This is a genomic window from Serratia sp. MF1(2023) (assembly GCF_030954545.1).
GTDB lineage: Bacteria > Pseudomonadota > Gammaproteobacteria > Enterobacterales > Enterobacteriaceae > Serratia > Serratia sarumanii.
In genome coordinates this window covers 69289-76502 of sequence record NZ_JAVHUX010000037.1, presented here as the reverse complement: position 1 = coordinate 76502, position 7214 = coordinate 69289, and the positions used below count along the sequence as shown (strand labels likewise).

At 61.2% G+C, this 7214-nt stretch carries 5 protein-coding genes; 4 read left to right on the top strand and 1 reads right to left on the bottom strand.

Features of this window, described 5'->3' with window-relative positions; translation table 11 throughout:
• Positions 1–158: 158 nt before the first annotated feature.
• A complete protein-coding gene (locus tag REA38_RS17740) occupies positions 159–2711 on the bottom strand; it encodes a class I adenylate cyclase (protein WP_308886351.1) in 2553 nt (850 codons plus the stop codon).
• A gap of 316 nt (positions 2712–3027) precedes the next feature.
• On the opposite strand from REA38_RS17740, the gene hemC reads away from it, so the two are divergent.
• Genes hemC through hemY form a run of 4 tightly spaced genes read left to right on the top strand, consistent with a single transcriptional unit; the run spans position 3028 to position 7053 of the window.
• Entirely contained in the window at positions 3028–3969 is a 942-nt protein-coding gene (gene hemC, locus REA38_RS17735; protein WP_308886349.1) for a hydroxymethylbilane synthase, read from the top strand.
• Positions 3966–4706 carry a uroporphyrinogen-III synthase gene (gene hemD / locus REA38_RS17730; RefSeq protein ID WP_060388291.1) on the top strand — a complete coding sequence of 247 codons (741 nt, stop codon included), beginning with the start codon at positions 3966–3968 and terminating at the stop codon, positions 4704–4706. Before hemC ends, hemD begins: the two co-directional genes overlap by 4 nt.
• A 22-nt stretch (positions 4707–4728) precedes the next feature.
• Complete coding sequence (gene hemX, locus REA38_RS17725) at positions 4729–5853, top strand: uroporphyrinogen-III C-methyltransferase (RefSeq protein ID WP_308886347.1); 1125 nt, start codon at positions 4729–4731, stop codon at positions 5851–5853.
• A 3-nt stretch (positions 5854–5856) separates the two neighbouring features.
• Entirely contained in the window at positions 5857–7053 is a 1197-nt protein-coding gene (gene hemY, locus REA38_RS17720) for a protoheme IX biogenesis protein HemY (protein ID WP_033649634.1), read from the top strand.
• The last annotated feature ends 161 nt before the right edge of the window (positions 7054–7214 follow it).

Below are 7214 nucleotides of genomic sequence, written 5' to 3'. Positions count from 1 at the left end.
AGAACTTTCTGGCGGTTTGCCGCTGGCTGCCAAGCCCGGCAAGGTAATGCCGGACGGCACTGAGTTTGTCTTGCAGCGAAAACTTCATAGAACTGCACCTCCAAATGTCAGATGTGTCCAACATTTGGGGTGCAGTTCACAACCGAGCCCTTGCGGCGTCAATGCAGCTGGAACTGCTGTTTCAGCGGCTGCGCGGCGCCGTCGGCCATCGTCACGCACAGGCTGGACAGCACGTTGCTGCGGAACGGGATCACCTGCGTGCGCCCGTCGAGCTGCACGATCTGATAGAACTGCGGCAGGTTGAAGTTGATGAAGCTGGAGCCGTAGGTGAAGCGATCGTGCGAGGATGAATAGAAGCGGCTGACGTCGCGCACCAGCTCCTCTTTACTGCCCTCACAGTGGTGGTACACCTCCACTCGATTCGACTCGTCCAGAATATAGATATTGAAGCCCTTGTCGTCTGAGGTGTCTTCGAAGAAGAACTGGATGATCCCCTCGCTGGCAAAGCCGTCCACCACCGGCGGCAAATGCACCTGATCGGTTTCCACCTTGATAGACAGGCCGTGCAGCTTGTTGTTGGAGATGGCGCCGTAAAACTCCACCGCGTTCTCCAGCTTTTGCACCGATACGCTCAGGCGCTCGAAGAACAGCCCCCAGGTCTGCCCGGCGACGCGCACCGCCTTGAAGCGGCCGGGCTCCAGGCGGGTGCTGGACAGGCGCAGCTCGATGCACTCCGACACCAGCTGCTGGATACGGGTGCGGATCAGGCCGCGCAGGTGCTGGCTGTAGCAGAACACTTCCACCGACTCCGGCGGCGCGGCGTCCTGATGCATTTTGCCGAGAATGGTTTTCAGCGCTTCCAGCACCGACTGCTCGCCGCTGAAATGCAGGGTGCGCACTTCATTCCAGGAGTTGCGGTACAGCAGATCGATGCTGCCCACCAGGCACTGCTGCTGCTGGCCGAAGCTGAACACGTCCAGCTTGCGGAAATCGAAATGCACCACCTGATTGCGGAAGGCGGCGGTCGGATCGTTTTCCAGGTTGACGATGATCGCCAGATGGCGAATTTCGCACGGGCTGTACAGCGCTTTCGGCGTCGGCGCCGGCAGGCGCAGCGGGAAGTGATGAGAAACGTCGGCCACCAGCTCCTGCAGCTTGGCGGTGTCGCACAGGTTGCCGCTCTTGATGTGCAGGCGGGTCTGCGGGGTCAGCAGGCCGTTGAAATAGGCCCAGGCCACCAGCTTGTTCAGGTAGCGGTTATATTCCAGCGGCTGATGGCTGACGATCGAATCCATAGCCGGCGCCTGATTATACAGGTACCAGCCGGTGCGGTTGGCGCGGCCAACCGGCACGTGAATAAAGGTTAAGTCGTTTTCCGACAGGTCCGGCGAAATCTGCGGGTTCACCAGCGTCACCTTGCCGGGCAGCGCTTCGAACGCCGCGTACAGTTTGCGGGTCAGCACGCCGATATCCTGCGGGCTGGCGCTGACGCTGAGGTTGTTGCGGCGGGCGAAACGGATCAGGTTGCGGTAGCTCTGCATCATCGCGTCGAGCAGCTCGTTATGCGCTTCGCGCACCCGTTCGATTTTCCAGTTGGCGCGGTTGTCCAGCATCGCCAGACGCTCTTCGCTCCAGCCCCATTCACTGACCAGCTGGCTGAGGATCTCGCGCCGCCAGCCGACGCAGGCCTTGGCCAGCGACAGCTTTTCACACACTTTCAGGTAGAAACAGCGGCGGGCCAGATCGAGGCGGGTGGTGTCGTTGATGTCGGTCAGGTAGCGGGTGACGCGCTCGAGCATCATGCAGTAGGCGTCGAGCCCGAAGCTGACGATCTCGCCCTGATGCAGGCGATGTTTGATGTCCGTCGCCAGCAGTTGGGTATTGGGATATTCCCAGGAATAGGCTTCCAGCAGCAGGGTCTTCAGCACCGCCTTGTAAGGCGAATCGATGCTCTTGTACAGCTGCCACAGGCTGGCGCCGAAGTACTCTTCCGCCGACAGCGAACTCAGGCCGCCGAGATCCAGCCACTCGTTCGGCGTCAGCGCGCCCTGCGCGTATAGCGACAGCACGTATTCATCGTAGTGCGCTTCTTCTTCGCCCGGCACCATGTTCCACAGGATGCGCTTGCCGGCCAGGCGCACCGCGGTGCGGTAGAATTCGTCGAGCAACAGGATATGCTGCGTCGAGCCGCAGTCTTCGCCGCCCAGGCTGCCGCTTTCATTATGCCGGAAGCGGTTTTCGTCGATCAGGAAGAAGCTGACTTCCACCCCCATCGAGGCGGCCCACTTCTCAAGCAGGCTGCATTTTTGCTGCAGGCGGGTGCGTTCTTCGTTGTCCAGCCAGGACTGGTGGCAGACCCAGATGTCGAGATCCGAGCTGCAGCTTTGGCCGATAGACGAGGTGCTGCCCATCGAATAGACGCCGGTGATCGGCAGCTCGCCGCTGGCCGGTTTGTCAAACGGGCTGCCCCATTTGTCTTCTAAATCGTTCAGGTAATCTTGTTGAGTTTCATCAGGCGTGTAGAGGCAAATGCCGTGGGGAACGTTACCGTTCAGGTAACCCGGCATCAGCGGGTGGTGGTGGTGCAGTAAGGTGGGCAGCAGACTGTATACCCGTTGAAACGCGGGCTTCATAGCCGCCAGGGCGCGATCGACGCGTAGCTGATTGATCGCATCCAGTCTCTGCTTCAATGTCTCGATGTAGAGGTACAAGACGTCTCGCCTGATTATCCCGGTGTTTAGAAAAAAACCCGTATTCCATAAGCGCCGTTAGTGTAAGAAGAATATTTGGCGACTTATTGCTGGAAACGTGATCAATTTAACACCTTGCTGATTGACCGTAAAGGAGGTAACGCTTCACAATTATTGTAGCGCTTCCCTAAACGATTTACCCGCAGTGTTAACTGCCCCAAAGCACATCACACGTCCCTTTGATTCCGTTGTCCTTTTTCCGCCTCCGGCTTCTTGCACTGACAGTATTGGCTCTCAGTGGTAGGATGGATGGCGAAATATAAAAACGGTAACAAGCATGTTAGACAAAATTATTCGAATTGCCACCCGACAAAGCCCGCTTGCACTCTGGCAAGCACATTATGTGCAGCAACGTCTGATAGCCTGCCATCCCGGCCTGCAGGTCGAGTTGGTGCCGATGGTGACGCGCGGCGACGTTATTCTGGATACGCCGCTGGCGAAAGTCGGCGGTAAAGGCCTGTTTGTTAAAGAACTCGAGCTGGCGCTGCTGGAAGGCCGCGCCGACATCGCCGTGCACTCGATGAAAGACGTGCCGGTCGATTTCCCCGCCGGCCTGGGTTTGGCCACCATTTGCGAACGCGAAGATCCGCGCGACGCTTTTGTTTCCAACCGTTTCACCTCGCTCGATCAACTGCCGCAGGGCAGCGTGGTCGGCACTTCCAGCCTGCGCCGCCAGTGCCAGCTGCGTGAACGCCGCCCGGATCTGATCGTGCGCGACCTGCGCGGCAACGTCGGCACTCGCCTGGCCAAGCTGGACAACGGCGACTATGACGCAATTATTCTGGCGGTGGCCGGCCTGAAACGCCTGGGGCTGGAGCAACGCATCCGCAGCCCGCTGAGCGCCGAAGAGTGCCTGCCGGCGGTCGGCCAAGGTGCGGTCGGCATTGAATGCCGTCTCGACGACAGCGTCACCCGCGCGCTGCTGGCGCCGCTGAACCATGCGGCCACCGAAACCCGCGTGCGCGCCGAACGGGCGATGAACACCCGTCTGGAAGGCGGCTGCCAGGTGCCGATCGGCAGCTATGCCGAACTGGATGGCGACAGCCTGTGGCTGCGCGCCCTGGTCGGCGCGCCGGACGGCAGCCAGATGGTGCGCGGCGAGCGCCGCGGCCCGGCCGCCGAGGCCGAACGGATGGGCGTTGAGCTGGCGGAAGAGCTGCTGGCGCGCGGCGCGCGCGAGATCCTGCGCGAAGTTTATCAGGGAAATCCGCCGGCATGACGATCCTGGTAACCCGCCCATCGCCTTCGGGAGAGCAGTTAGTGAGCCGGCTGCGCGCACTCGGCCGGGTTGCCTATCATGCACCGCTGATCGACTTCGCCCCCGGTGGCGATCTGCCGCAGCTGCCGCAGGCGTTGCAGCAGTTGAACGCCGGCGATCTGGTATTCGTGCTGTCGCAGCATTCGGTGAACTATGCCGATTCGGTCATCGGCCGCGCCGGGCTGAGCTGGCCCGCGCACCTGAATTATTACGCCATCGGCCGCACCACCGGGCTGGCGCTGCACCGCATCAGCAGTTTGCCGGTGGAATACCCGCGGGAACGCGAGATCAGCGAAACGCTGCTGCTGCTGCCGGCGCTGCAAAAGCTGGCGGGCAAACGCGCGCTGATTTTGCGCGGCAACGGCGGCCGCGAGTTGCTGGGCACGACGCTGAGCGAGCGCGGCGCCGACGTCAGCTATTATGAATGCTATCAACGCAGCCCGGTACACTACGACGGCAGCGAGCAGAGCGCCCACTGGCAGCGCGCCGGTGTGGATACGCTGGTGGTGACCAGCGGTGAAATGTTACAACAGCTCTATACTTTAGTTCCTGATTACTATCGTTCTTCATGGCTGCTGCGTTGCCGCCTGGTAGTAGTGAGCGAACGCCTGGCTACCCTCGCCCGGGATTTGGGCTGGCGTACGATTCGGGTAGCTGACAACGCCGATAATGACGCGCTGATCCGCGCGCTACAATAATCTGACTATGGGATGTGCCACTATGACGGAACAAAATACCCCATCCGCTCCGGTTGAAGAGCCAACCACCGCGGTTGAGAGCTCCCAGCAGCCAGCCGCTGCCAGCCGCAAAGGCAAGAACACCGGCCCGGTGCTCGGCGCGATCGCTATCGTGCTGGTCATCGCCCTCGGCGCGGGCGGCTATTACCACACGCACCAGCAGGCGCAACAGCTGATCGCCGCCAATCAGGCGCTGCAGCAGCAGCTTGAAGGCGTGAAGCAGAGCCAGCAGCAGGAAAGAAATGCGCTGGAAGGCCTGTTGCAGCAGCAGGGTAAAACCCTGGACGCCGCCGATCGCGAGCAGGCTAACCTCGCGCGCCAACTGAGCGAGCTGCAGGAAAAAGTGGCGACCATCTCCGGCAGCGACGCCAAAACCTGGCTGCTGGCGCAGGCCGATTTCCTGGTGAAAATGGCCGGCCGCAAGCTGTGGAGCGATCAGGACGTGACCAGTGCCGCCGCGCTGCTGAAAAGCGCCGACGCCAGCCTGGCGGACATGAACGATCCTAGCCTGCTCGACGTGCGCCGCGCCATTACCGAAGACATCGGCACGCTTGCTACGCTGACCCAGGTCGATTACGACGGCATCATCCTCAAGGTCAATCAGCTGTCCAATCAGGTGGATAACCTGCGCTTGGCGGACAACGACACCGACGAAGCGCCGATGGATCAAAACAGCAGCGAGCTCTCCGGTTCGATCGCCGAGTGGCGGCAGAACCTGGCCAAGAGCTGGCGCAATTTCATGGCCGACTTCATTACCATCCGCCGCCGCGACGCCAGCGCCGAACCGCTGCTGGCGCCGAACCAGGACATCTACCTGCGCGAAAACATCCGTTCGCGCCTGCTGGTGGCCGCGCAGGCCATCCCGCGCCACCAGAACGAGACCTACAAGCAATCCCTGGAAACCGTCTCCACCTGGGTGCGCGCCTATTTCGACACCACCGATCCAGCGACCAAGGCCTTCCTGGAAGAGCTGGACAACCTGAGCCAACAGTCGATCTCGATGGACGTGCCGGATCAGCTGAAAAGCCAGCCGCTGCTGGAAAAAGTGATGCAGACCCGGGTGCGCAACCTGATGACCCAGTCCCCTGCCGCTCACCAGGAGGGTTAAGCCATGTTACGCGTGCTATTTCTGTTCCTGGTGGTGATCGCCAGCGTGGTGCTCGGGCCGATGTTGGCCGGGCATCAGGGCTATGTGCTGATCCAGACCGACAACTACAATATCGAAACCAGCGTCACCGGCCTGGCGATCATGCTGGTGCTGCTGTTCGTGGTGCTGCTGGCGATCGAGTGGATCCTGCGCCGTCTCTTCCGCACCGGCGCCCGCACGCGCGGTTGGTTTATCGGCCGCAAGCGCACTCGCGCGCGCCAGCAAACCAAAGCCGCGCTGATCAAGCTGGCGGAAGGCGACTACAAGCAGGTCGAGAAGCTGATGACGCGCAACGCCGATCACGCCGAACAGCCGGTGGTGAACTACCTGCTGGCCGCCGAGGCCGCACAGCAACGCGGCGATGACTTCCGCACCAACCAATATCTGGAGCGCGCTGCCGAAGCGGCCGACACCGATCAGCTGCCGGTGGATATCACCCGGGTTCGCATCCAGCTGGCACAGGGCGAGAACCACGCCGCGCGCCACGGCGTCGATCGCCTGCTGAACCAGGCGCCGCGTCATCCGGAAGTATTGCGCCTGGCGGAACAAGCCTATCTGCGCACCGGCGCCTATGCGTCGCTGCTGGAAGTGCTGCCGTCGATGCGTAAAATCGAACTCCACAGCGAAGAGCAACTGCAGGCATTGCAGCAGCAGGCTTATATCGGGCTGATGAATCAGGCGATGGCGGACGAAGGCAGCGAAGGCCTGAAGCGCTGGTGGAAAGATCAGAGCCGCAAGACGCGTCACGAAGTGCCGCTGCAAATCGCGATGGTGGAACACCTGATCGAATGCAACGACCACGAACTGGCGCAGGAGATCGTGCTCGACAGCTTGAAGCGCCAATACGACGAGCGCCTGGTGCTGCTGCTGCCGCGGCTGAAGTCCGGCAACCCCGAGCAGTTGGAGAAAGCGCTGCGCCAGCAGATGAAGCAGCACGGCGCGACGCCGCTGCTGAACAGCACGCTGGGGCAGCTGCTGATGAAACACGGCGAGTGGCAGCAGGCGGCCGACGTCTTCCGCGAAGCGCTGAAACAGCGCCCGGATGCCTACGACTACGCCTGGTTGGCCGATACGCTGGAAAAACTGCATCGTTCGGATGAGGCAGCGCAGATGCGGCGCGAAGGACTGATGTTGACGCTGAAACAGAACGGCGGCGAATAGCGCCCTGCACGATTGAAGAACAGCGCGGCTCTTGATGCCGCGCTTTTTTTTGCCAGTTAACATCCTGAGGCGCAAAAAAAAACACTTGCCGCAGGGCAAGTGTATAAAGAAGCAATCAGGTCTAGGACAACAGGGGCGGTGCCTCACTCAACGTTTTGCCC